Genomic DNA, 22,835 nt, shown 5'->3' on the forward strand with positions numbered 1-22,835 from the left:
ATAACGCTGCGCCGCGCATGGTATGGCAGCTATGCCTTGACGAAAGCGAGCAGGGTGCCGTTGCCGGAAGCCGGCGGCACGGTGATGCTATTGCCGCTCTTCACGCCGGCTGAGCCCAGCGCTTTCTCGGTCGCGGCAAGGTCGGCCGCGATCACGAGGCCGGCGCCGCCGCGGTCGGGCAGGCCATCCAGCGATACGCCGGGATAACGTTTGCCGAGCTGATCCCTGGTCAGGAACACGAAGTCGGCGCGGTTGCCGCCGGACGGCACCGCAACCGCACCGTCGGCGTCGTTCCTGACGGCGACGTCGATCATCCTGGAGAGATGCGCGGCATCGGCTGCGGGATCGGGCGAGACGATCAGCACCTGCTTGAGGCGTTTTGCCCCATTGGCGTGCGTCATCAATTCGGGAATCCACACCGTCTCGCGGGTCTTGTGCTGGCAGGCGAAGATGCGGACGCCGCCGGGCGCCTCCGCGGTCGGCCACTGGAAGGTGCGGAATTTCGCCGCGGAGATCGTGCCGTTCGGCAAGGTCACCGGGCGTTCGAAATCGGTCGGCCCGATCGGCGCATAGCCGCGCGCGCGAATCTCCTCGGCGCCAGCAGCGGAATCCACCGCGGTGAACGCGATGCGTTCGATGCCCTCGCCGCGCTTCTCGAGGAAGGCGCGCGCCGGAGCGTTGTGTTCGGTCGGGGTCAGCACGCCGAGCAATTCCATATAATCGGGGTCGAACATGATGGTGTAATTGCCCGATCCCATATGCGCGCTATGGGTGCCGCGCGGCGACACGGTGAAGCCGAGCCGCTTGTAGTTCTCGGCCGCCTTGTCGAGGTCCTTCACCATGACCACGGCGTGATCGATTCCGATGACGTTCTTGAGTGCCACTTGTTGTCTTCCCGGCTGGAATAGGAGAGTAGAATTAGCTAACCAGAATGACCGGGCGCCCGCAAGAAAGGATCATGATGAACAGCAATGCCGTGCGCTGGCCCAATTCGCTCTGGGCAGCAGTGACGCCCTTCGGCCCTGATTGCCCCGAGCTGACCGGCGCGCAGCAGGCCGATGTCGTCGTCATCGGCGGCGGTTTCACCGGCTTGTCGACCGCACTGCATTTGCGCGAGGCCAATGTCGACGTCGCGATCGTCGAGGCCGCCGAGCCGGGCTGGGGTGCCTCGGGGCGCAACAACGGCCAGGTGATCCCGACACTGTCGCGTCCCGATCCGGACGACATCATCGCGAGGCACGGTGCGGCCGGCGAGCGCTTCGTCGCGATGCTGCGCGACAGCGCCGCTGATCTGTTCGACGTCGTCAAACGCTACAACATCGAGGCCGAGCAGGAGCAGGCCGGCTGGGTGCAGCCGGTGCACTCGCCGGGCCGCATCAAGATCGCCGAGCGGCGGGTGCAGCAATGGTCGAAATTCGGTGCGCCGGTCGAATTGCTGTCGCGCGATCAGACCAAGGACATGCTCGGCTCGGATGCGTGGTACGGCGGCTTCTGGAACAGGACCGGCGGTCACGTCAATCCGCTGGCGCTGGCGCGCGGCCTTGCGCGCACCGTACTCGGCCTCGGTGCGCGAATCTATGCCCGCTCGCCTGCACTCAGTTTCGAGCGCCGCGGCGATCGCTGGGTGGTGAAGACGGAAAAGGGTGAAATCTCCGGTCGCGCTCTGGTGGTCGCGACCAATGCCTACAGCGGCGAGTTCGCGAAATCGCTGGTGCCGGAGATCGCGACCGAGGTGATGCCGGTGCTGTCGTGGCAGATGGCGACGCAGCCGCTGTCGGACATTGTGCGCAAGACCATCATTGCCGGCCGGCAGGCGATGTCGGATACCCATGGCGAGCTGTATTTCGCGCGCTACGATGCCCGCAATCGCCTCGTCACCGGCGGTGCCGTGCTCGGTCCGGGCGACAAGACCGGGCGGCTGAAGGCGCGGGTGACCGAGCGGTTGCAGCGCCTGTGGCCGCAGATTGGCGAGGTCTCCTTCGACTATGTCTGGAACGGCTATGTCGGGATGACGGCGGATTTCCTGCCGCGCATGCACCGGTTGGGACCGAACGCCTATGGCTGGACCGGCTGCAACGGCCGTGCCGTCGCGCTGACGATCCCGCTCGGCCGCGAATTGGCGCGCGCGGTCCAGGGCGTGCCGGAAAGCGAGCTGGCGCTGCCGTTCTCCGAGCCGGTGCAGTACATGGCGCACGGCGTGCTCCGCAAGCTCGCGCCCTGGATGCTGGTGCTCTACCGGCGCCGCGATGCACAGGAGTTGGTCAAGGGCGATCGTTTCGAGTTGCTGCGATGGGCGGAGTATTTCCTCGCCTCGCGCCGTTCGCGGTAGGCGCGGAGCAACGTCGCGCCATGCACGCGAGAGGCATGGAGGGGCAAGCCGCCCGAGTTGGGGACTGGTCAGAGGACGTCGCTGGAAGATTGGGGCCCAAGCAGGTTCGGGTGGGCGCCGCGATCACGAGGATTCCGCCGTTGGCGGATAGCGTTGTGGAAACCCCGACGCGACGCAGGCGTTATTGCCAGATAGCAACCCTGGGAGGTGGGCATGAGGAAGCGCATTGGTATTCTCACGGGAGGCGGTGACGTCCCCGGCCTTAACGCGGTGATCAAGAGCGTGACTTATCGCGGCAGTGAGGACGACATCGAGGTTGTCGGTCTCCGCCGGGGCTGGGAGGCCCTCACGCACCTGAACCTCGACGACCCGTCGAGCAAGTCCCATTACATCATCCCGCTGAACCGCGAAAATACGCGCGTCATCGACCGGCGCGGCGGCACCGTGCTGCACTCGAGCCGCACCAATCCCTCCAAAATGAAGAAGTTGCCCGATCATCTCGCGGGCCGCGACTTTCCGGTTTCCCAGAGCACCAAGGGTGGCATCGCAACCACGACGTGGGACCTCACCAACGAGGTGCTTGCGAACCTCGCGGGGCTCGGTATCGAACATCTGATCGCCATCGGCGGCGACGATACTCTCAGCTACGCGGACAAGCTCAACAGGCGAGGCGTCAAGATCATTGCGATCCCGAAGACGATGGACAACGACGTTCGCAACACCGAATACTGCATCGGCTTTTCGACCGCGATCACCCGTGCCAGCGATGCCATCCAGCGCCAGCGCACCACCGTCGGCTCGCACGAGCGAATCGGCATCTTCCGCGTCTTTGGTCGCGATGCCGGCTTTACGGCACTCTATACCGCATACGCAACCTCGATCCGATGCGCCATACCGGAGTACAAGGTCAATCTCGACAAGCTGATCCAGCTTCTCCTCGATGACAAGCACGGCAACCCAAGCAACTACGCGTTGATCGTGCTCAGCGAGGGCGCCGAGTGGGAGGGCTACAAGGTGCAGGAATTCGGCGAGCCTGACGCCTACGGTCACCGCAGGAAGGCGAGCGTGGCCGAAGCATTCGCCGACGAGATCAAGCGGCGCACCGGCGAGGAGACCATCGTCTCTGACCTCACCTACGACCTGCGGTCAGGCGATCCCGACTTCATCGACAAGCTTGTGGCGCTGACGTTCGGCAACATGGCTTACGATGCGATCCTGGAAGGCAAAACCGGCCTCATGTCGGCCCTGGTCGAGGGCCGATACGACCTCGTGCCGATCCCCGACGCCAAGCTCGGGCCACGCAAATTGGACGTCGCAAGCGCGTACAACACCGAGCGCTACCGTCCTCTCTATTCCAACAAGCGGGGCCTGCCGATCTTTCTCAACCGCGCTTCATAGGGCGGGTGGTAACCCCATCGGGCAGGGCGAGCTATTCCAGATGCGTCGATAGCCCGTATCGACACGCGGTGACGGAGGGGCCATAGTTCCGCAAGCAATATGCGCAGGGAACCTGTCGCACCACACGACGTTCTTTTTTGCAAATGAGCGCGCCGTCGCCCCCGGCGCAGCGAGCGCCGAGGCGAAGGCGCTGCGCTGCGGTCGGAGGGATGCTCATGAAACTCACCATTTCGGTCATCAAGGCTGACATTGGCTCCGTCGGGGGCCACACGAAACCATCTGCGCGCATGATGGCGGCTGTCGAAGGGGAGGTCGCGAAAGCGATCGAAAACGGTCTCCTGATCGACGGTTTCGTGCGCCATACCGGCGACGATATTGCGATCATCATGACGCACACGCGGGGCGAAGGGAGCTCCGAAGTCCACCAATTCGCCTGGAAGACGTTTCTCGCGGCCGCTGCGGTCGCGAAGACCTCCGGGCTCTACGGCGCCGGCCAGGATCTTCTCGTCGACGCCCCGTCCGGAAACGTTCGCGGCGCGGGCCCGGCTGTCGCCGAGCTCAGCTTCGACCACAGCCTCTCGGGCGCGAGACCCGCGGAGTCCTTCATGGTGTTCGCCGCAGACAAGTGCGGCCCCGGTGCCTACAACCTGCCGCTCTATCTGGCTTTTGCCGATCCCATGTATTGCGCCGGGCTGATGCTGCCCCCGATGATCAAGGGCTTCCGTTTCCATATCATCGATATGGACAACACGGCCGGCGACAGCGTGATCGAACTCGATGCGCCCGCGGACGGCTACCACATTGCGGCGCTGCTTCGCGACAACGAGCGCTTCGGCATTGATCGCATCGTCTCGAAAACCTATGGCGAGGTCGCCGTCGCCGTTTCGGCGCAGCGCCTTCACTCCATCGCAGGCAAGTACACCGGCAAGGATGATCCGGTCGCGGTCGTCAGGAACCAGGGCATTTTCGCGGCGCCCGAAGAAATCATCTCGCCGTTCACCAAGGCGCACTTCGTGGGTGGCGATGCGCGCGGCTCGCATGTGATGCCGCTCATGCCGGTGCCGCTCAACACCCCGGTGACGGGGATGTATTGCCTGCCGATCGTGTCCTGCGTCGGCTTCTCGATCGACCGGGACGGGAAGTTCTCGGAGTCCTATACCGACTTCTTTGACAACCTTGCCTGGGACGAGGTTCGCCAGCGCGCGCAGCGCAAGGCGATCGAGATGCGCAGCCAGGGCTGGTCCGGCGCTGCGATGCTGCCCTATTCAGAGCTGGAATATGGCGGCTTCCGCGACACGGTATCCGGATTGCTGAAGCGCTTCCGGCTGCGCGAGGAGCCCAAGCCACAAGCGGCGGAGTAGGGCCGCGCGTCCCCGGCTACACGGTTGCGGTGCCGTGCTCGCGCGCAAACGCGCCGCCGGGGATCGCTGACAGCAGCGCCTGCGTATAGGGATGCCGCGGCTTGCCGAACACCTCGGCGGTCAGCCCTTGCTCGACCACGGCGCCGTCCTTCATGACGGCGACGAGATCGCAGATCTGGGCGGCGACGCGCAGATCGTGGGTGATGAAGATGATGGAGAGGCCAAGCTGCTGGCGCAGCCCGGCGAGCAGCTTCAAGACCTGCGCCTGCACCGAGACGTCGAGCGCCGAGACCGGCTCGTCGGCAACCAGCACATCCGGCTTCAACGCGAGTGCCCGGGCGAGCCCGATGCGCTGGCGCTGGCCGCCGGAGAATTCGTGCGGGTAGCGGTCACCCGCGGACGGATCGAGGCCGACCAGCTCGAACAGCTTTCGCGCTTCCGCGATCGCGGTGGCGCGGTCGGTGCCGTGCACGATCGGTCCCTGCGCCACCAGCTCGGCCGCCTTGCGGCGCGGATTGAGCGAGGCGAACGGATCCTGGAACACCATCTGGATGTGGCGGGTCTCGCGCCTGATATCGTCGCGGCCGAGCTTTGCCCAGTCCTTGCCGTCGAGCATGATCGACCCGGTGTCCGGATCGATCAGCCGCACGATGCAGCGCGCGAGCGTTGATTTGCCCGAACCGGATTCGCCGACGATGCCGAGCGTCGCGCCGCGCGGCAGGTGCAGCGACACGTTCTTGACGGCCTCCGTGATCCGCGCGCCGCGGCCGAGGAAGCCGCCGGTGCGGTAGGTCTTGGAGACGCCGTCGATGGTCAGGATGTCCTTGCCGGAAAGGATGCGCGGCGGCGGCGCCTTCAGCGGCGGAACGGCTGCGATCAGCTGCTTCGTGTAGGCATGCTGCGGATCGTTCAGCACCTTGTCGGCCGTGCCGTGCTCGACGATCGCGCCATGCTGCATTACCACGACGCGGTCGGCGATCTCGGCGACCACGCCGAAATCATGGGTGATGAACAGCACCGCGGTCTTCTTGCGCTGCTGCAAATCGCGGATCAGCTTCAGGATCTGTGCTTGTGTCGTCACGTCGAGCGCGGTGGTCGGCTCGTCCGCGATCAGGAGCTTGGGGTCGAGCGCGAGTGCCATCGCGATCATCGCGCGCTGGCGCTGGCCGCCGGACAGCTCGTGCGGGTAAGCTTTTGCGGCAGCCTTGGGGTCGGGGATGCGGACGTCCTCGAGCAGCGCCAGCACACGAGCATTGATCTCGGCCTTCGAGAGAGCGGTGTGGATCGCAAACATCTCGCCGATCTGGTCGCCGATCGTGCGCAGCGGATTGAGCGCGGTCATCGGCTCCTGGAAGATCATCGCGATGCCGGCGCCGCGCACATCGCGCATCTCGGCGCTGTCGGCGGCGCAGAGGTCGCGGCCGTCGAACATCATGCGGCCCCGTTCGATCGTCACCTCGTTCGGCAGCAGCCGCATGATGGCGTTCGCCATCATCGATTTGCCGGAGCCGGACTCGCCGACCACGCAGAGGATCTCGTTCGACGCAATTGAAAGCGAAACGTCGGACAGCGCATGCGGCCGGTCGGCGCCCTTGGGCAGGCGCACCGTCAGGGCGTCGAGGGAAAGGACGCTCTCGCTCATCGGCTCTTCAGCCTCGGATTGAGCGCATCGTTCAGGCCCTGGCCGACCAGCGACACCGCGAGCACGGTGACGAGGATCGCAATGCCAGGGATTGCCGAGACGTACCATTGCACCCGGAGCACGTCGCGGCCGAGCCCGATCAGATTGCCCCAGGAGGCGACGTTGGGATCGGACAGACGCAGGAAGGCGAGCGCGCTTTCCAGCAGGATCGCGACCGCCATCACCACGCTGGCATAGACGATGACGGGCGGCAGCGCATTGGGCAGGATTTCGCCGAGGATGAGCTGGACGTCCTTCATGCCGAGCGTCTTGCCGGCCTGCACGAATTCGCGGTTGCGCAGCGACAGGAACTCGGCGCGGGTCAGCCGCGCTGGCGCCGGCCACGACACCACGCCAACTGCAATCGTCACCGTGGTCAGGGTCGAGCCAAACACCGCGACCAGCACCAGCAGCAGCACGAAGTTCGGCAGCGTCTGGAACGCTTCCGTGATCCGCATCAGCACATTGTCGACCCAGCCGCCGTAATAGCCGGCGAAGGCGCCGACCAGGATGCCGATCAGGATCGCGATCAGGGTGGCGACGCCGCCGATCAGCAGCGAGATCCGCGCGCCGTAGAAGATCTGGGCGGCGATGTCGCGGCCGGAATTGTCGGTGCCAAGCAGGAAGCGCGGATTGGAGAACGGCCAGATCAGCGGCCGGCCCGCGAGAGCGAGCGGATCGCGCGGATAGAGGAGACCCGCGCTGATTGCCATCGCGATGACAAGCAGCAGCAGGATCAGGCCGATCACCGCGGCCGGGCTGCGGAAGTAGCGCTTCACGGCATCCATCGTCAACCCTCCGCCGCGATGCGCGGATCGAGCCGCGCGTAGAGCAGGTCGACGACGAAGTTCACGGATATGACGAGCAGCGCGGACACGAAGACGATGCCGAGCAGGGTGTTGAGGTCGCGCTGCACCACCGACTCATAAGCGAGACGGCCGAGGCCGGGCAGCGAGAACACGCTCTCCACCACGACCGAGCCGCCGAGCATGGTGCCGGCCTGCAATCCGATCAGCGTCACCATCGGCAGCAGCGCGTTGCGCAGCACATGGCGGGTGATGACATGGGTCTCGTCCAGCCCCTTGGCGCGGGCGGTGCGGACGAAATCGAGGTTCAGGACCTCAAGCATCGAGGCGCGCATGATGCGCAAATAGATCGCGAGGAAGATCAGCCCGAGCGTCAGCGTCGGCAGCACCAGATGCGCCGCGATATCCAGCATGCGCCAGATTCCGGTCTGGACGTTGCCGATATCCTCGAAGCCGCCCGGCGGCAGCCACTGCAGATAGACCGAGAACACCACGATCGCCATCAGCCCGAACCAGAACGACGGCGTGGCGTAGAAGATCAGGCCGAGGGTGGAGATCATCGTGTCCGGCCAGCGGTTGACGCCACGCGCGGCGATCACGCCGAACACGAGGCCAAAGAAGAACGCGAATGACAGCGACGCCGTCATCAATAGGATGGTCGGCGGCAGCCGTTCCAGGATCACGGTCGCCACCGGCTTGCCGTAGATCGAGGAGAAGCCGAGGTCGAGCCGGACCAGGTGCCACAGATAGTTCCCGAGCTGCGCCGGAACCGAGAGGTTCAGCCCGTAGAATTTGCGCAGCGCCTCGGCGGTCGCGGCGTCGCCGCCGCCCATCTGCGCCATCAGCGCATCGACGGTGTCGCCCGGCGCGAGCTGCAGCAGCAGGAACACGCCGATCAGGATCAGGAACAGGGTCGGGATCGAGGCGGCGAGCCGCCGCCCCGCAAGGCTCAGGATACGCATATTTTATCTATAGCGTTTTCGAACGATGTGGACACCGGTTCGGGGTGGGCACCGGCCCCTTCTTACCTCGCCCCGCTTGGGGGGAGAGGTCGGATCGCATCGCCAGATGCGATCCGGGTGAGGGGGTACAGGTCTATCGATGGAGCAATATCGTGGAGCGAGCCCCTCACCCCGACCCTCTTCCCGCAAGAGCGGGGCGAGGGAGAAGAGGGCGCCACGCCTAGCGCAGATGTGGCCTCATGCGCTCAGCCAAAGATCGTGCCAGCTCGTCGAGCCCCAGCGCGGCGTGTTGGAGTGGTTGCGCGCCTTGGCCGTGATCACGGTAACGAAGATCTGCTCGATCGGCATCCAGACCGGCAGCTCGGTGTTCACCTCCTTGACGAAATCGGCATAGAGCGCCTTGCGCTTGGCCGGATCGACTTCGGTGGCGGCATCGTCGATGGTCTTGTCGACGGTCTTGTCCTCCCAGCCCCATTGGTTGGTCCACGGCGCGCCCTTGGGCTGGACGGAGCGGTACCATACCGTGGTCGAGACCGCGGGGTCGTTGCGATACTGGTGCCAGCCGGTCGCGAGATCGAAGGCGTGCTCGTCATAGACCTGCTTGAGGAAGCCGCCGCCGTCGTTGCGTACGATGTCGACCTGGATGCCGACTTCTCCCAGCGACTGCTGGATGAAGGTCGACCACAGCGAGATGTCCTCGCCCCACGGTGCCGGCAGGAGTCTCAGCGAGAAGCGGTTGCCGCTGGAGGCTTTGAAGCCGGCCTCGTCGAGCAGCGCGATCGCCTTGGCCTTGTCATAGGGGTATTGCGGCGTGTTCGGCCCGGGATAGAAGTCGGTCGAGGTCGACGGGATCGGGCCGGTGCCGAGCTTGGCGAAATCGCCCAGGAAATTGTCGATGAAGAACGGCACGTTGATCGCGTGCGCGATGGCGCGGCGGACCCGGATGTCCGCCAGTTCCTTGCGGCGGAAGTTGAACTCGATGGTGTTGGTGCGGGCGTTGCCCTCATTGCCCTTGGTCTGGACGATGAAGCGCTTGTCCTTGCCGAGCCGCGCCATGTCCGAGATCGTCAGGCCCGAGAACGGGCTGTAGTGCAGCTCGCCGGCCTCCATCTGGGCGGCCGCGGCGGCGCGGTCGGTGATCACCTTCCAGACGATGCGGTCGAGATAGGGCGCGTTCGGCCGCCAGTAGTCCGGGTTGCGGTCGGCGATGATGTATTGCCCGCGCTCGTATTTGACGAATTTGAATGGGCCGGTGCCGACCGGCGCCAGATTGGTCGGGTTCTGCCTGATGTCGCCGCTCTCGTAGAGATGCTTGGCGGAGACGTAGCCGAGGTCGGGCAGGGCCCGGAGCAACAGGTTGAGCGGCATCGGCCGCTCGTAGCGGAAGATCGCGGTCTGCGGATCGGGCGTATCGACCGATGTGAGGAACAGCTGCAGCGTCGATCCGTAGTTGAGGATCTTCTTCCACATGTTCATCGCGGTGAAAGCGACGTCATCAGAGGTGAACGGCTTGCCGTCGTGCCAGGTGATGCCCTTGCGCAGCTTGAAGGTGACGGTCTTGCCGTCCGGCGTTGCCTCCCAGCTCTCGGCGAGCACGCCGACCGGCTGGCCGTTGGCGTCGAGGTCGACCAGATTCTCCTGGATCTTGCCGCCGATGATGTAGACGCCGGTCGAGGCCTGGATGCTCGGGTTGAGCTGGCGCTGCTCGGCGCCGTAATGGACGTTGAACACGCCGCCCTTGCGCGGGGCCTCCTGCGCGAAGGCCCGCATCGGATTGATGACATTGGCCGCAATCGCGGCCGAGGTCAGAAGGGCCGTGCGGCGGTTGATCTCGAGGCGGCTCAAATCCATACGCGGGTCTCCGGTACTTACATAAAGGCTTGCATCGGGCGACCAGCCGGATCGGTCGTGGCGCCCCTTTGCGATGTTACGATGGAATGGGAACCCGAGTCATTTTCTAATGCCTCGGCCTTTTGGAGGATCGTTTCCGAAACCTGAAGTGGCGCATTGCGACGCTTCGCAACCCGGATCGGGCGCCGCATTGTCGCAGTTTGGGCCGCGCGAGTTGCGTCTGGTGATTCTCTCGAAGGGACGTTTCGGGAGCGCCGAAGCCGCGCAAACCCTGTAATTTTAGGGGTCGGAAGCGCCTTGACTTGAAAAAACACTGGAAAAAACCCTGATTCGGCGGCTGTCCACAGCGATATTGTGGTGGGGAGTGCAGAAAACACTGTTTTTCTCGGCGTTTTCCGCCATATCGTGCCCACTCCAGAATCAATGGAGCAACCATGGCTACCCAACTGTCGAAGTCGCAAGTGATCGAGAAGATCGCGACCACCACCGAACTCTCCAAGCGCGACGTCAAGAACGTTTTGGACTCGCTTGTCGATGTCGGCCACAAGGAGCTGAAGAAGGCCGGGGTGTTCCTCGTCCCCGGCTTCGCGAAGTTCGTTGTGGTCAAGAAGCCTGCGACCAAGGCGCGCAAGGGCACCAACCCCTTCACCGGCGAAGAGATGATGTTCAAGGCCAAGCCGGCCCGGAAGATCGTCCGCGCACGGCCGGTCAAGGCCGCCAAGGACGCGGTTTAAGATGAAAGGCCTCCGGTGACGGAGGCCTTTTGCTTTTGAGCCGTCGCTTCCTGCCGTTGGTTGCCAGCCCGCGTTTTCCAGCGAGTGGACACCGGTTCGCGTGAAGAAAACGCGCCAAAGCAGAATCTGGAGCTCCGGACCGGGTTGAACCGGGACCGGGGCTCTAGACTACCGGCGACCGGCCACCATCGACATTGATGGCGGTGCCGGTGATGTAGGAGCCTTGCTCCGAGGCCAGGAAGCAGGCGAGGTTGGCGAACTCCTCCGCCGTGCCGATGCGGCCGAGCGGGGTGCCCTTGGCAAGGCCCTTGGCGAATTCCCCGAAATCCGTGTTCGGCGCCTGGGCAGCATGCCGCTTGACCCATTGATCGCTCATGATCAGGCCGACCAGCAGCGCGTTCACCAGGATGTTGTGCTCGCCGCCTTCATTGGCCATCACCTTGGTCAGGGCCATGCCGGCCGCGCGCGACACCGAGGTCGGCGCGGAATTGCCGGCCGGCGCTTTCGCAAAGGTGTTGAGCACATTGATGATGCGGCCCCATTTGCGCTGCTTCATGCCCGGCCACACCAGCCGGCTGAAGCGGATCGCGGCGAACAGCTTCAGGTCGAGGTCCTCCTGCCAGGCCTCGTCGCTGATGCTCTCGAACGCCAGCGTGCGCGCCGTGCCGGCGTTGTTGACGAGCACGTCGATCTTGCCGAGATCGGCAACGATCTGGTCGTGAGCCTTGCTGATGTCTGAAGCCTTCGCGACGTCGCAGACATAATCGCGTACCACAAGGCCGTCCCTGGCGAGCGCTTCGCGCGCCGCAGCGAGGTCGGCCGCGCCGCGGGCGAGGATCGCGACCCTGGCGCCGGATTCGGCAAACCGCCGCGCCACCGCGATCCCGATGCCCTTGCTGCCGCCGGTAACCACCGCGACGCGGTCCTTCATTGATAGGTTCATTGTTGTTCTCCCTGGGGCTGGCCCGGAGAGGACGCTATCAAACCGACAGCGCGACCAACAAGGTCATGCAGAGCAGGTGTGCTGTGACAATCAGTGCGAGATGGAGCGGACCGGACATCGGAGATCTCCATGGTGGTGCGCATCTTATTTGTCGTCAGGCGAGCACCGCCGTCTGTCTCCCTCCCCCTGAAAGGGGGAGGGCGGGGTGGGGGTTGCTCTCCACGGACGCCGGCGTCTGTGGAGGCAGGATCCCCACCCGGATTGCTGTGCAATCCGACCTCCTCTTTTCAAGGGGAGGTGAGGAAAGAGCGTGCCCGGTTCACGCGCGCCGCTAGTTCGAGCGCGCGCTTGCCGTAAAGCTGCGGTCGACGGCCTTGCCGACGTCCAGCGTCTTGCCGAGGATGCCGTAGCGCGTCGCGCGATCGGAGGCGGCCTGCACCTCCTTCACCACGGCCTCGTCGATCGCGATCGGGCTCGTCTTCTGAGCGGTGTAGGCGGCGAGCAGCACGTCCTCCGGCAGTTTTGTGAGCTCGGCCGTGTTCCTGGCGTACTCGGCGAGATGGTCGAGCGACCACAGCCGCGCCTTGTTGAGCCGCTGCAGCAGGTCCTGCACCGCCGCGCGCTTGGTTGCGATCGCGTTGTCGGAGGCGACGATGAAGGTGATGGTCGGCGTCAGTCCTTCGCCGTCGGCGACGACGCGCGCCTTGTCCTTCAGCGTGGCGTAGGAGATATACGGCTCCCACACCGCCCAGGCGTCGATCGAGCCGGCGAGCAGCGCGATCTTGGCGTCGACCGGGCCGAGCGGCGCGAAGGTCGCGTCCTCGATCCTGCTGCCGGCTTTTTCCAGCGTCGCGTTGATCAGGAATTGGCCCCAGCCGCCGCGCGTGCCGGCGAGGCGCTTGCCCTTCAGATCGGCCGCGGTCTTGATCGGCGAATCCCCGCGCACCAGGATCGCCTGCGTCCGCGCATCGGAGCGCGTGCCGCCGATCGCCTTGATCGGCGCGCCCGACGCATAGACCGTGAGGAAGGACAGATCGCCGGTGTAGCCGACGTCGAGCGCGCCGGCGTTGATCGCTTCCAGGATCGGGGCTGCGGCGGGGAATTCCGACCACTCGATCTTGTAGGGCAGATCCTTGGCGAGGCCGGAAATCTCCAGCAGCGAGCGGTTGCCGCCCTTCTGGTCGCCGACGCGCAGCACGATCGCGTCGGCCGCGAGCGCCGCAGCCGATGTCGACAGCGTGATCACGGCCGTGATCAGCGCTGCCGCCGTGCGGCGGGTGAGAGAATAGGCAGGGCCCGAGCGGGTCAGTTTGCGCATATGAATTTTCTTCCTGATTCATTCGCTGCGCCGCGGAACGCGCGGCAGCGTTCGATCAAGTCTATGAGCAAGCCGTTCGCCGTCAACGAAACGGAAATCTGAATTCGCCGGCTGCGCGGCAAGGATGATCTCGTCAAGCAGGCCGCGCGTAGAAGACATCGCGCATGCGGCCGCAAAACGCCTAGATTTGATGCAGTCACGGGTGATCGCGCCGCATCTCCGTCTGGGACGATCGTGAAAATCCTTTCATCGCCGCGCGATGCGATCGTGGAGAGTTCAGCTGTGGCGCCGACAACATTCGAAATTCCATTTCATTGACGATGATCTTGTCGCGCCGCATCATTTGCATGTTGCTTTGAGTGCAATCGCGCCGGAGAAATCCGCTTTTTTCTGAACCATGTGCTTCGAACGACGGGGCGTTCAAACGGAGACGTTTTGCGCGCGGGGCGGAGCCTTGCCGAAATGCAGGAGTGAAGATGTCGACGGATAACAAGAAGACGGTGATGGATCGCCGCACATTGCTGCGTGCGGGCGCCGCCGCGGCCTTTGCCGCGCCGATCGGGGCGTATAGTGCGCAGGCCTTCGCGCCACGGGCGATCACGCCGGCGATCGACTTCTCGGAATTCCCGGTCTGCAAGACCGCATCCGATGCACCGGCTTTGACCGGCGCGCCGCGCAAGCTGAAGCTGTCCTGGAACGCCGGCGCGGTCTGCCTTGCGCCGCTGCCGGTCGCGATCGACCACGGCTTCTTCCAGAAGCAGAATCTCGACGTCGAGCTGGTCAACTATTCGGGCTCGACCGACCAGCTGCTGGAGGCGATCGCCACCGGCAAGAGCGACGCCGGTCTCGGCATGGCGCTGCGCTGGCTGAAGCCGCTGGAGCAGGGCTTTGACGTCAAGATCGCCGCCGGCACCCATGGCGGCTGCATGCGCGTCCTGACCCGCACCAATTCCGGGGTCGACAAGCTCGCCGATCTCAAGGGCAAGATCGTCGCGGTCGGCGATCTCGCAGGTCCCGACAAGAATTTCTTCTCAATCCAGCTGGCCAAGCTCGGCATCGACCCGATCAAGGACGTCGACTGGCGCGCCTATCCCGGCAATCTCCTGAACGTCGCGGTCGAGAAGGGCGAGGTGCAGGCCTTCCTGTCGTCGGACCCGCTGGCCTATCTCTGGCTGAAGGATGCGCAGTACAAGGAGGTCGCCTCCAACCTCGACGGCGAATATCGCGACAAGAGCTGCTGCATCGTCGGCCTGCGCGGCAGCCTGGTGCGCGAGGAGCCTCAAGTCGCGCGTGCCATCACCCAGGCGCTGCTCGACGCCGCGATGTTCACCTCGCAGAACCCGGACAAGGCGGCGAAGTCGTTCCAGCCCTATGCGCCGAAGGCGGCGAGCCTCGCCGATCTCGAGGCAATGGCGCGCTACCACACCCATCACCATCATCCGACCGGCGAGGTGCTCAAGCGCGAGCTGAAGGGCTACGCCGACGACCTCAAGACGGTGCAGGTGTTCAAGCAGAGCACCGACACGGCCAAATTCGCGGAGCGGATCTATGTCGACGTATTCAGTGTCTGACGCGACGGCCGCGGCCGCGCCGCGTGCGGCGGTCACGTTCTCGAACCTCTCCGGCAGTTACGGTGTCGGCCTTGCGGCGAGCCTCGTCTGGCTCGCATTCGGCCTCGCATGCCTTTATTGGCCCGATGTCGGCGACTGGTCGCGGACCGGATCGCTCGGCATCGGCGCGATCGTCATCGCCGCGTTCATCCTGTTCGGCACATTCAGCGCGGATTATCTCGGCGGCGCCGGGCAGGCGTTGCGCAAGCGCGCGCCATGGCTGGTGGCGTTCGGCGCCTTCGTGACGTTGTGGGAGGTGGCCACCGCAAAGTTCGCTTGGCTGCCGCTGCCGTTCTTCCCGCCGCCGCAGTCGATCCTCGAGGTCTATACCGACGATCTGCCGAAACTGCTCGATAGCGTGTTCGCCTCGATCAAGCTGCAGCTCGGCGGCTACATCATCGGCGCAACCGTCGGCTTTATCACCGGTGTCTCGATCGGCTGGTCGCAGAAGATCGGTTACTGGGTGCATCCGGTGCTGCGCTTCATCGGCCCGCTGCCGGCTACGGCCTGGCTGCCGATCGCTTTCTTCACCTTTCCGTCGAGCTGGAGCGCCTCGACCTTCCTGATCGCGCTTGCCACCGGCTTTCCGGTGACGGTCCTGACCTGGTCGGGCGTCGCGAGCGTCAGCAGCGCCTATTACGACGTCGCGCGCACGCTCGGCGCAAAACCGTCATTCCTGGTGCTGAAGGTCGCGATCCCCGCCGCGCTGCCGCATGTGTTCGTCGGCCTGTTCATGGGGCTCGGCTCGTCCTTCGCGGTGCTCGTCGTCGCCGAGATGATCGGCGTCAAGGCCGGGCTCGGCTGGTACCTGCAATGGGCGCAGGGCTGGGCGGCGTATGCCAACATGTATGCGGCGCTGATCGTGATGTCGCTGCTCTGCTCCGGCGCGATCACGCTCTTGTTCCGCACCCGCGACCGCCTGCTGGTCTGGCAGAAGGGCGTCGTCAAATGGTAGCGCAGTCCGCAGCTGAGGCGATCACCTATCCGGCGGTCGGCGCCGAGCTCGATATCGAAGGCGTCAGCCACGCCTTCGATATCGATGGCGCCACGCTGCCGGTGCTCGACAATGTCAACCTCGCGATCGCGCCGGGCGAGTTCGTCGCGCTGCTCGGCCCGTCCGGCTGCGGCAAGTCGACCTTGCTGCGGCTGGTGGCCGGGCTGGAGAAGCCGCGCGCGGGCACGCTGCGCGAGGATGAAGTCCGCATCGCCGGACCGCATCCGTCGCGGGTTGTCGTGTTCCAGGACCCGACGCTGTTTCCGTGGCGCACGGTGTGGGACAATGTTGCGCTTGGCCTCGAAGCGCAGGGCATTCTGAAGGCGCAGCGCCACCGCGTCGATGACGTCATCGAGCTGGTCGGCCTGTCCTCGTTCCGCAACGCTTATCCGCACCAGCTGTCCGGCGGTATGGCGCAGCGCGTGGCGCTGGCGCGCGCGCTGGTCAACGATCCGAAGATCCTGGTGCTCGATGAGCCGCTCGGCAAGCTCGATTCGCTGACGCGGATCGCCATGCAGTCAGAACTCGTCGCGCTGTGGCAGCGCAAAGGCTTCACCACGCTGTTGGTCACCCATGACGTCGAGGAGGCGCTGGTGCTCGCCAACCGCGTCATCGTGCTCTCCGATCGGCCGGCGCGGATCAAGGCGGACATCGCAGTCGCCAGGCCGTACCCGCGGCATCGCGGCGATCCCTATCTGGCTGAGCTGCGCAAGCAGATTCTCGGCCTGCTCGGACTGGAGGCGACATGGTGACGTCTGCGGCGAGGGAGCTGCATCCGGCGGACGAGCCGGAGCACATCGCGCGCGCGTTGCGGCTCGCCGACGTGTTTGCAGCGCGTGCACCGGCGCACGACCGCGACGCCAGCTTTCCGTTCGAGAATTTCGCGGATCTTTCGCGCGAAGGCCTGCTGGCGCTGACCGTGCCGGCCGCGCTCGGCGGCGGCGGAGCAGGCGCCCGCGACGCCACGCGCGTGCTCGGCATCATCGGCAAGGCCGATCCGTCGACCGCGCTGGTGCTGTCGATGCATTACATCCAGCATCTGGTGATGGCGCGCAGCACGCGTTGGCCGGGCCGGCTGTCGCGCAAGCTCGCCAAGGAAACGGTCGAAGGCGTGGCGCTGATCAACGCATTGCGCGTCGAGCCCGAGCTCGGCTCGCCCGCGCGCGGTGGCCTGCCGGCGACGACGGCGCGCCGCACCGAGACCGGCTGGCGGCTGACCGGCAAGAAGATCTATTCGACCGGCGCGCCGATCCTGAAATGGTATTCGGTCTGGGCGAAGACCGACGAGCAGGAGACCCGTGTCGGCTTGTTTCTGGTTCCCGCCGGTCTGCCGGGAACGCGGATCGAGGAGACCTGGGACCATCTCGGCCTGCGCGCCAGCGGCAGCCACACCGTGATCTTCGACGACGTCGTGTTTCCGCTGGATTACGAGATCGACGTGCGCACGCCCGACGACTGGAAGGTTCCTGACGTTACCCAGGCGACCGTGCATGCGATCTTCGTCGCCGCGATCTATGACGGCATCGCCCGCGCGGCCCGCGATTGGCTGGTCACATTCCTGAAGCAGCGGGTGCCCGCCAATCTCGGCGCGGCGCTCGCGACCTTGCCGCGGATGCAGGAGGTCGTCGGCGCGATCGAGGCGCGGCTTGCGGTCAATGCCCGCCTGATCGACAGCTTCGCCGCCGATTTCGATAACGGCTTCCCGCTGTCCGCGATCGAGTCTAACATCATCAAGCTGACGGTGACCAATAACGCCGCGGCAGTGGTGGAGGATGCCTTGTCGCTGACCAGCAATCACGGCCTGTCGCGCACCAATCCGCTGGAGCGGCATTACCGTGACGTGCTGTGCGGCCGCGTCCATACCCCGCAAGACGATGCCACCCGTGTCTCCGCCGGACGCTCCGCGCTGGGCGTCTGAAAACAACAGCCAACAACAACGGAGTTCCCGTTATGCCGGTCGAGTTCATCGGCTTCATCACCAACAACAATGCCTCCGAGACCATCGTCCGCTCAGGCCCGGTGCTCGATCCACCCTATATCGAGACGGTGGCCAAGGCGCATGAGCTCGCCGGATTCGATCGCGCGCTGCTGGCGTTCCATTCCACCACGCCGGATGCGTTGCAGGTCGCGCAGCATGTCCTGACCATCACCAAGCAGCTCAAGGTGATGATCGCGCAGCGCCCGGGCTTCACCGCGCCGACGCTGCTGGCGCGCCAGCTCGCGACGCTGGATCAGTTCTACGGCGGCCGCGTCTCGCTGCACGTCATCACCGGCGGCAACGCCATCGAGCTGCGCCAGGACGGCAACACGCTCGACGACAAGGATGAGCGCTACGCCCGCACCAGCGAATTCCTCGACGTGGTGCGGCTGGAATGGACCAGCGAGAAGCCGTTCAACTACAGCGGCAAGTATTACAACGTCGAGAACGGCTTCTCGCAGGTGAAGCCGTTGCAGAAGGGCGGCATCTACACCTTCGTCGGCGGCGGCTCGGACGCCGCGGTCGAGGTCGCGGGCAAGCACGCCGATACTTTCGCGCTGTGGGGCGAGTCCTACGCGCAGGTGCGCGATGTCACCGCGCGGGTGCGCGCCGCCGCGGCCAGGCACGGAAGGCCGACGCCGCGCTTCAGTCTGTCGGTGCGGCCGATCCTCGCCGACACCGAAGAGAAGGCGTGGAAGAAGGCGGAACATATCCTCGAGCGCGCCACCGCGCTGCAGGACCAGACCGGCTATCGCCGTCCCAACCACGCGACCGACGGCGCCAAGCGGCTGCTGGCGCTCGCCGATCAGGGTACGCGCATCGACAAGCGGCTGTGGACCGAGATCGCCAAACTGACGGGCGCCAACAGCAATACCACCGCGCTGGTCGGCACACCCGAGCAGGTCGCCGAGGTATTCGGCGATTATTACGATCTCGGCGTCAGCCACTTCCTGATCCGCGGCTTCGACCCGCTGGTCGATGCGATCGATTATGGCCGGGCGCTGATCCCGCTGACCCGCAAGCTGATCGAAGCGCGCGACCAGCAGCGGGGGATTGCCGCCGAATGATCCGTCTCATTGTTGCGGCAGTGCTTGCGCTCGTCGCCGTCGACGCGGCCTTCGCGCAGACCACGCTGCGCGTCGGCGACCAGAAGGGCAATTCGCAGGCCGTGATGGAAGCGGCCGGTGTGCTCAAGGACGTTCCCTACAAGATCGAGTGGAAGGAGTTCGCCGCAGCCGCGCCGCTGCTGGAGGCCCTGGGCGCAGGCGCGATCGATACCGGGCTGGTCGGCGACGCGCCGTTCACCTTCGCGGCGGCCGCCAAAATTCCGGTCAAGGCGATCGCCGCGGTGCGGCAGTCGCGCGACGGGCTCGCGGTCGTGGTGCCGGAGTACTCCGCGATCAAGAGCTTCGACGATCTGCGCGGCAAGAAGATCGCAACCGGCCGCGGCTCGATCGGCCATCAGCTGATCCTGGCGGCGCTGGAATCGAAAGGCTGGCAGGCGAACGACGTGCAGATCGTGTTCCTCGCGCCGTCGGATGCCAAGGTCGCCTACACGCAGGGCGCGGTCGACGCCTGGTCGACCTGGGAGCCGTATGTGAGCCAGGAAGAGGTGCTGTTCAAGTCGCGCCGCGTCATCACGGCCGACGGCATCACGCCAGGCCTCGGCTTCCAGGTCGCGACACCGGATGCGATCAAGGCCAAGCGCGCCGAGCTCGAGGATTTCGTGCGGCGGTTGGCGGCCGCGCGCGCATGGTCGCAGAACAATGTCGAGGGCTACGCCGCGACCTGGGGCAGGCTGATGAACAACCCGCCCGCGGTGGCGGTGAACTGGCTGACGCGGGCCAAGATCCGCATCGCGCCGATCGACGACAGCGTGGTCGCCGACGAGCAGAAGACCATCGACCTCTACGACCGCTGGGGCCTGATCCGGCAGAAGATCAACGCCGCCGACATCGTCGACCGCTCGTTTGGTGCGGCCGTCGGGAAGGGCGCGGGACTGTAGGCAATTTGCAAGCGACACCAAACATTCAGCGTCGTCCTGGCTTTCGCCAGGACGGCGGGTGCTCGCACGATTTCGGAATATTGGAAAAATATCCCTGATTTGCCCGACGTGTCAAGCTGCCCTGTCGAAGGCCGGCAGCCGCGAGGTCCTTTGCATGGGGTTGTTTTCGATATTTTGCCGGCGCACCTGCGGCGGCCCTGCAGGCGGGAGATGTGGACCGTCTGCGCGGAAGCGATTCAGCTCCGCACTATTGCACCGCTAACGAACCCGTGATTCAAAACATCCATTCGTCCGCCGGCTGCCGCGCGGCAAGGATTTTCCCCGTTTGGCACATTCCAAAACCGCAACGTTGCTATTTTCGCCACGACCTTGCCACCCCGCCCGGCGCCGCCAAGATCAAAACCACGAACAATCGAGTCCGGGAGATCACCATGGGCCTTCAACAAACTCGCATCGAGTCGCTGCCGTTTGTGACCGCTGAACTGAATTATCTCGCGCCGACGCCGGGCAAGCCCCGGACCTACGCCTTCGATCCGCCGCCCGGCGAACCCAAATCCACCGCGCTGCCCGAAGCCCACAATGTTCCGATCTTTGACGGGCGTCTGATTGCCGACAGTTTCTCGCTCGACCGCGAGGGCTTTGCGCTGGTCAAGCATCCGACCAGCGTGAGGGACTATTACGACGAGAACGAAGTCCGCAACGTCTACTATCCCGCCGTCGAAGCCTTCCTGAAGGCGACGCTGAAGGCGGATCGCGTTGTCATCTTCGATCACACCGTGCGCAAGCGCGTCGAGGGCGCGGCTGACATCCGCGGCGGTGGTCCGCGCCAGCCGGCGACCCGCGTCCATGTCGACCAGACCGCCGTCTCCGGCCGCAACCGCGTGTTCGAGCACCTGCCCGACGAGGCCGAGCAGCTGGTCAAGGGCCGCGTCCAGGTGATCAATCTGTGGCGCCCGATCCGCGGTCCCCTGCGGGATTCACCGCTGGCGATGGCCGACGGCACCACGGTCGCGCCGGAGGATTTGATTGCTTCGGACCTGATCTATCCGAACCGCAGCGGCGAGACCTACTCGGTGATGTACAATCCGAACCACCGCTGGTTCTACATTCCCGAGATGACGCCGGACGAGGCGATCCTGCTGAAATGCTACGACTCGGCGACCGACGGTCGCACGCGGTTCGGGCCGCATACGGCGTTCGTCGATCCGACCACGCCGGCGGATGCCGCGCCGCGCGAGAGCATCGAGCTGCGCACGCTGGTGTTCCATAAGCAGTGAAGTCACCTCGCCCCGCGTGCAGGTCGGAACGCATCGTTAGATGCGTTCCGGGTGAGGGGGAGTCTCCGCACATCCAATTGTCACCGTGTTCGCGGGTGCAGCCCCTCACCCAACCCTTTAGAGCGAGCTTCGCTCGTCTCGACCCCGTGAAGAACGGGGAGAGGGCTAACCGATTGGCACCATCCGCCCAATAATGTTACGCCCGTCGCCAAACCGCTCGGGGAAGAGGCGATTCGTGGACGGCCTGGTGACGAAGGAAGAGGCGGGGATCGGGTTCCGCGCCCTGGTGCTTGCACTTCTGGCATTAGCCTCCGGCCACATGCTGTCGACGCTGCTGCGGACCATCCCGGCGATCAGCCTCGATCTGATGGCGTCGGATTTCGGCACCTCGCCGCAGGCGCTGGCGAGCCTCACCTCGATCTATCACTTCTCCTTTGCCGCCTCGCAAATCCCGGTCGGCGCCGCGATGGATCGTTTCGGCGTGCGGCCGGTGTCGCTGAGCCTGCTCGCCGGTACCGTGATCGGAACGCTGGTCTCGGCGCTGGCGACGGGGCCTGCGAGCTTTGTGCTCGGCCAGCTCATGCTCGGCGTCGCCACTTCGGGCATGCTGATGTGCCCGATGACGCTCGCGGCGAAACAGATGTCGGCGGCGAAGTTCGGCCTGTGGTCCGGCCTGATCCTCTCAATCGGCAATATCGGCATGCTGCTGTCGGCAAGCCCGCTGGCGTTCGTGGTCGATCAGTTCGGCTGGCGCGCCGGTTTCTGGGTTTCGGCCGGCTTCGGCATTGTCGTGCTGATCGCGGTGTTCGCGCTGGTGCCGCGGCAGCCGGCGGCGCATGCGGATGATTCCTCGCCGCTGCACCAGATGGCCGAGGTACTGCGGCTCGGCATGTCGCGCGGCCTGCGCGGCCTGATCGCGCTGTCGCTGGTGTCGCTCGGCGCGTCGCTGACCTTGCGCGGCTTGTGGGGCGGCCCGTGGCTGATGGACGAGAAAGGGCTGAGCCGGATCGAGGCCGGCAATGTGCTCGGCCTGTTCACGCTGGCGATGATCGTCGGCCCAGCCTGCATCGGCGCTTTCGATCGCAAGTTCGGGCACCGCCGTGCCATGGTGGCGGTGACGCACGCCATCGCCGCGCTGCTGCTCGTCTTGATGGCGGCCGGTGCGCCGCATTTCCCGGTCTCGAACCTCTTCGGGGTTGCCGTGATGCTGACGCAATATGACCTGGTGCTGTTGATTTTGATCGGGCTTGCGACGTCGGCGCAGCCGCTGATCTACGGCATGACGCGGCAGCTTGTCGCCGCACAGAACACCGGCAAGGCGCTGTCCTCGGTCAATCTCGCGTTCTTCCTTGGCGCAGCGCTGCTGCAATCGAGCACCGCCGGCGTTGCGGCGCTGTTCGGGCTGCCTGCGGTGCTGCTGTTCATCGCCGGCGCGCTGGTGATCGGGACCGTGCTGTTCCTGATCTACACCAGGCCCTAATCTTACTGAGTCAGAAAGCCGCGATCTGGAGGGTTGAGAATCGCATATTAAGGGAGATTCAACGTGGTCGAGGAGGCCGAGATGGATCGCCGAGGGAGAGGAACCAGC

19 protein-coding genes are annotated in these 22,835 nt (G+C 65.2%); 12 read left to right on the top strand and 7 right to left on the bottom strand.

Annotated elements, in window-relative coordinates; translation table 11 throughout:
* Positions 1-29: 29 nt before the first annotated feature.
* Positions 30-884 carry a VOC family protein gene (locus ACZBJS_RS18735; RefSeq protein WP_057015263.1) on the bottom strand — a complete coding sequence of 285 codons (855 nt, stop codon included), beginning with the start codon at positions 882-884 and terminating at the stop codon, positions 30-32.
* Between the two features lie 77 nt (positions 885-961).
* On the opposite strand from ACZBJS_RS18735, the gene ACZBJS_RS18740 reads away from it, so the two are divergent.
* The 3 genes from ACZBJS_RS18740 to ACZBJS_RS18750 all read left to right on the top strand — a co-directional run bounded on the left by ACZBJS_RS18740 (position 962) and on the right by ACZBJS_RS18750 (position 5,088).
* The gene (locus ACZBJS_RS18740; protein WP_463438987.1) at positions 962-2,329 is read left to right on the top strand and encodes an NAD(P)/FAD-dependent oxidoreductase; all 1,368 of its coding nucleotides are present in this window, start codon (positions 962-964) and stop codon (positions 2,327-2,329) included.
* A 213-nt stretch (positions 2,330-2,542) separates the two neighbouring features.
* Positions 2,543-3,727 (top strand): 6-phosphofructokinase, encoded by a 1,185-nt coding sequence (locus ACZBJS_RS18745; RefSeq protein WP_463438979.1) that lies wholly within the window; start codon positions 2,543-2,545, stop codon positions 3,725-3,727.
* A gap of 143 nt (positions 3,728-3,870) precedes the next feature.
* On the top strand, positions 3,871-5,088 hold the full coding sequence (locus ACZBJS_RS18750) for a fructose-1,6-bisphosphatase (protein ID WP_463438980.1): 1,218 nt from the start codon (positions 3,871-3,873) through the stop codon (positions 5,086-5,088).
* A 16-nt stretch (positions 5,089-5,104) separates the two neighbouring features.
* Here the strand turns inward: ACZBJS_RS18750 and ACZBJS_RS18755 are convergent, their stop codons facing one another.
* The 4 genes from ACZBJS_RS18755 to ACZBJS_RS18770 form a co-directional block, all read right to left on the bottom strand.
* Complete coding sequence (locus tag ACZBJS_RS18755) at positions 5,105-6,730, bottom strand: ABC transporter ATP-binding protein (RefSeq protein ID WP_463438981.1); 1,626 nt, start codon at positions 6,728-6,730, stop codon at positions 5,105-5,107.
* On the bottom strand, positions 6,727-7,557 hold the full coding sequence (locus ACZBJS_RS18760; protein ID WP_253640418.1) for an ABC transporter permease: 831 nt from the start codon (positions 7,555-7,557) through the stop codon (positions 6,727-6,729). Before ACZBJS_RS18760 ends, ACZBJS_RS18755 begins: the two co-directional genes overlap by 4 nt.
* 2 nt (positions 7,558-7,559) lie before the next feature.
* On the bottom strand, positions 7,560-8,537 hold the full coding sequence (locus tag ACZBJS_RS18765) for an ABC transporter permease (RefSeq protein WP_168857950.1): 978 nt from the start codon (positions 8,535-8,537) through the stop codon (positions 7,560-7,562).
* Between the two features lie 237 nt (positions 8,538-8,774).
* The gene (locus tag ACZBJS_RS18770; protein WP_463438982.1) at positions 8,775-10,388 is read right to left on the bottom strand and encodes an ABC transporter substrate-binding protein; all 1,614 of its coding nucleotides are present in this window, start codon (positions 10,386-10,388) and stop codon (positions 8,775-8,777) included.
* 434 nt (positions 10,389-10,822) lie between these two features.
* Between ACZBJS_RS18770 and ACZBJS_RS18775 the strand changes: the two genes are divergently transcribed.
* A complete protein-coding gene (locus ACZBJS_RS18775; protein WP_021077434.1) occupies positions 10,823-11,122 on the top strand; it encodes an HU family DNA-binding protein in 300 nt (99 codons plus the stop codon).
* 163 nt (positions 11,123-11,285) lie between these two features.
* Here the strand turns inward: ACZBJS_RS18775 and ACZBJS_RS18780 are convergent, their stop codons facing one another.
* Positions 11,286-12,065, bottom strand: coding sequence for an SDR family oxidoreductase (locus ACZBJS_RS18780; protein ID WP_253587504.1), 780 nt, complete (start codon positions 12,063-12,065; stop codon positions 11,286-11,288).
* A gap of 331 nt (positions 12,066-12,396) precedes the next feature.
* Positions 12,397-13,383, bottom strand: a complete 987-nt coding sequence (locus ACZBJS_RS18785; RefSeq protein WP_463438983.1) for an ABC transporter substrate-binding protein — start codon at positions 13,381-13,383, stop codon at positions 12,397-12,399.
* 476 nt (positions 13,384-13,859) lie between these two features.
* Between ACZBJS_RS18785 and ACZBJS_RS18790 the strand changes: the two genes are divergently transcribed.
* The 8 genes from ACZBJS_RS18790 to ACZBJS_RS18825 all read left to right on the top strand — a co-directional run bounded on the left by ACZBJS_RS18790 (position 13,860) and on the right by ACZBJS_RS18825 (position 22,727).
* Positions 13,860-14,954 (top strand): ABC transporter substrate-binding protein, encoded by a 1,095-nt coding sequence (locus ACZBJS_RS18790; RefSeq protein WP_253587503.1) that lies wholly within the window; start codon positions 13,860-13,862, stop codon positions 14,952-14,954.
* Entirely contained in the window at positions 14,932-15,948 is a 1,017-nt protein-coding gene (locus tag ACZBJS_RS18795; protein WP_253587502.1) for an ABC transporter permease, read from the top strand. The genes ACZBJS_RS18790 and ACZBJS_RS18795 overlap by 23 nt, the downstream gene beginning before the upstream one ends.
* Entirely contained in the window at positions 15,942-16,739 is a 798-nt protein-coding gene (locus ACZBJS_RS18800) for an ABC transporter ATP-binding protein (RefSeq protein ID WP_229193070.1), read from the top strand. The genes ACZBJS_RS18795 and ACZBJS_RS18800 overlap by 7 nt, the downstream gene beginning before the upstream one ends.
* Positions 16,733-17,905, top strand: a complete 1,173-nt coding sequence (locus ACZBJS_RS18805) for an acyl-CoA dehydrogenase family protein (RefSeq protein ID WP_463438984.1) — start codon at positions 16,733-16,735, stop codon at positions 17,903-17,905. The genes ACZBJS_RS18800 and ACZBJS_RS18805 overlap by 7 nt, the downstream gene beginning before the upstream one ends.
* Positions 17,906-17,937: 32 nt before the next feature.
* The gene (locus ACZBJS_RS18810; RefSeq protein ID WP_106328824.1) at positions 17,938-19,032 is read left to right on the top strand and encodes an LLM class flavin-dependent oxidoreductase; all 1,095 of its coding nucleotides are present in this window, start codon (positions 17,938-17,940) and stop codon (positions 19,030-19,032) included.
* A complete protein-coding gene (locus tag ACZBJS_RS18815) occupies positions 19,029-19,970 on the top strand; it encodes an ABC transporter substrate-binding protein (protein WP_463438985.1) in 942 nt (313 codons plus the stop codon). The genes ACZBJS_RS18810 and ACZBJS_RS18815 overlap by 4 nt, the downstream gene beginning before the upstream one ends.
* Positions 19,971-20,401: 431 nt before the next feature.
* Positions 20,402-21,247 (top strand): CmcJ/NvfI family oxidoreductase, encoded by an 846-nt coding sequence (locus tag ACZBJS_RS18820; protein ID WP_463438986.1) that lies wholly within the window; start codon positions 20,402-20,404, stop codon positions 21,245-21,247.
* A gap of 244 nt (positions 21,248-21,491) precedes the next feature.
* Positions 21,492-22,727 carry an MFS transporter gene (locus tag ACZBJS_RS18825; protein ID WP_463438988.1) on the top strand — a complete coding sequence of 412 codons (1,236 nt, stop codon included), beginning with the start codon at positions 21,492-21,494 and terminating at the stop codon, positions 22,725-22,727.
* The last annotated feature ends 108 nt before the right edge of the window (positions 22,728-22,835 follow it).

Source organism: Bradyrhizobium sp. KZN70725 (genome assembly GCF_055264925.1).